The following is a 2,142-nucleotide window of genomic DNA, read 5'->3' as shown; positions in this document are numbered from 1 at the left end:
CGGGAGGGCAGTGGAGCTGAGTGGCCCAGCGGCCGTCACGGATGACGAGCGGCGGGTGATGGCCGCGGTTCACCCAGGTCAGAACGCCGTTCGACGTATCGAGGTCGGCCAGGACGCCGGTCACGTAGCGGCTGGGCCCGAACTGTCGAAGGAGGACGCCCTCGATGGCGTCCCCCAGGTCGGCGAGGCGCGTTCCTTGCCGGCGGTGGTTGCGGCACGCGCCCATGGCGAGGTTGGCGGTCAGACCGGCTGCCGTGTCGTGGCCCATGGCGTCGAAGAGGGACAGGTGCACGAGGTCGTCGGCGGTGCCGTAGTCGAAGGCGTCGCCGCTGACCTGGTAGGCCGGCTCCATCACGGCACCGATGACCACCCGGCCGTCGGCGTACGTGCGCGGCGGCATCAGCTGCCACTGCATCTCCGCGGCCACGTTCATGGGGCTGCTGCGGGTCAGGCGGGCATGGTGATCGCTCGTGTCGCGGCCGCCGACCACCAGCATGGCGACCAGCCCTGCCAGCGCCAGCATGTCCTCCCGGGCGCGCTCGTCGTCGTCCTGCGACGTCACCCGCATCACGCCCAGCCGCTCCGTGCCGTTCAGCAGGGGCACCCAGCACGGGTGGCAGCCGTCCTCTCCGCTGCTCAGGGGGACGATGTGGCCGTACTGGTACGCCCGCCCGGCCACCGATCCCTCGACGGTCAGTTCCCGCTCGGGCGACTCCTCGTCATGGCCGGCGCCCGGGCCACCCCCGGTCAGCAGCCTCAGCACCCGGCGCTGAAGGTCCCCCAGGTAGATCCGTACGTCACCGAGCCCGGCGGCCCGGGCGTGCGCGGTGATGCGTGCGGGCAGCAGCTCGAAGGGCGTCAGGTGGCTGTTCGCCAGCAGTCCGGCGAGCATCCGCCATGAGCCCGTGTCCCGGTCCGTCACCGCTGCTTCCCCTTCCGCCGCCCGGCCAGGGGACGTCGCGACCCACTTCCCAGTGTGCGCCCGCAACTCCTGAGTCACCTCGGCAGCGGGGACTTTGCCCCGTGCGCCACGGTGCGCCGGTCACAAGCTGGACCTGTGGGGCCAGGTTCTCGATGTGCCGCGCGCCATCGGTACCCCTCCCCCGCGGTGTCCGACGTCGTCGACCCGAGGGGCGTGGCAAAGCGGCGCGCCGGCCCCGGCGAACGACCGGTGCGCCCGCGTATCCGCCGGGGCGGGTCCGCTGCCGATGGCGTCAGGTCTCGTCGCGCACGTCGTCCGGGCTCAGCCCGGCTTCCTCCATCGCCTCCCGCATGGTGCGTCCGGTGGCGCCGTCACCCTGCCCGGCGGTCGTCTTCTCGCGGGGCGTCTCGATGACGTCGTCGGTGGACGTCGTCTTCGGGCGGTTCTCCTCGGGAACGGTCACTACTTCTCCTCGCTCGTTGCTCCACGCGGCGGGCTCAGGCCGGGTGGTCCGGCTGCTGCTCCGGAGGCGTACCGCCGCCCTTGCCTCCGCCCTTGTTCCCGCGGTCCGTGCCATGGGCGCGGCCGCCGCCCTCATGGGCGGCCTGCGCCGCCTTGCGGGACTGGCTGTCCTGCGGAGTGCCCGCCCCCTTGTCACTGCGCCGCAGCTCGGGCTGTTGCGGGTTCGGCATCGGCGCTCCTCGCTTCACCTGTTCGCCGGAACACTTGCCGATCAGACGGGTAGCGCACGCAATCCGTCCGAGATGTTCAGCGGCAACATTCACCCCCGTGGGCTCGCCAGGGGCGCTTTCACGACCTCGGTCACATCGGCGTACCCGCCGCTCTCCGGGAGTCGCCGCGCCGCCGCCAGCACGGGTCCGGCGGCGTTGTGCGCTGCGAGAACGCTCCAGCAGCCTCTGCCGGCCGGGCGGGAAGGCGGCGCGCTCCGGATGGCGTGCCGACTTGAGCCGCAGGGGCGGTCGTGGCGTGCGGAGCGCGCGCCGGCGCCACCTCGTGGTCCCTCGGCGCCGCGTGTCCGTCTCGGGTCACCCCAGGGGATCGTGGCCCCAGTTCATCAGCGAATGCCGCCACCGGGTGTCCCGAACGTCGCCCGAGGGCCGCTGAGCGACATGCCGCCGGATGTAGCCGACGACCTTCCGCATGTGCTGGTAGTCGTCGTCCGAGAGGTCACCCTTGTTCGTCCGCAGGATGTCCAGGAT

General features: G+C 72.3%; 4 protein-coding genes. All 4 read right to left on the bottom strand.

The window, feature by feature from the left end:
* Nucleotides 1-922: PP2C family protein-serine/threonine phosphatase (locus CCN42_RS35355; RefSeq protein ID WP_245877614.1), on the bottom strand; the 922-nt coding region annotated here is incomplete at its 3' end.
* A 292-nt stretch (nt 923-1,214) separates the two neighbouring features.
* Nucleotides 1,215-1,385: a hypothetical protein gene (locus CCN42_RS43515; RefSeq protein WP_169731584.1), complete on the bottom strand. Its 171-nt coding sequence runs from the start codon at nt 1,383-1,385 to the stop codon at nt 1,215-1,217.
* Nucleotides 1,386-1,419: 34 nt separating this feature from the next.
* Nucleotides 1,420-1,614 (bottom strand): hypothetical protein, encoded by a 195-nt coding sequence (locus CCN42_RS35350; RefSeq protein WP_086741458.1) that lies wholly within the window; start codon nt 1,612-1,614, stop codon nt 1,420-1,422.
* 354 nt (nt 1,615-1,968) lie between these two features.
* Nucleotides 1,969-2,142 (bottom strand): DUF3140 domain-containing protein (locus tag CCN42_RS35345; RefSeq protein WP_143662135.1); only part of this gene is annotated, 174 nt, incomplete at its 5' end.

The sequence above is a fragment of the Streptomyces glaucescens genome (assembly GCF_002154375.1).
GTDB lineage: Bacteria > Actinomycetota > Actinomycetes > Streptomycetales > Streptomycetaceae > Streptomyces > Streptomyces glaucescens.
Note: the sequence above shows the minus strand (reverse complement) of the source record. Positions and strands in the feature narration are given on the sequence as shown.

Excerpts from the sequence above, each read along its gene's own strand:
- CCN42_RS35350 (WP_086741458.1), bottom strand. The coding sequence starts at position 1,614 with ATGCCGAACCCGCAACAGCCCGAGCTGCGGCGCAGTGACAAGGGGGCG.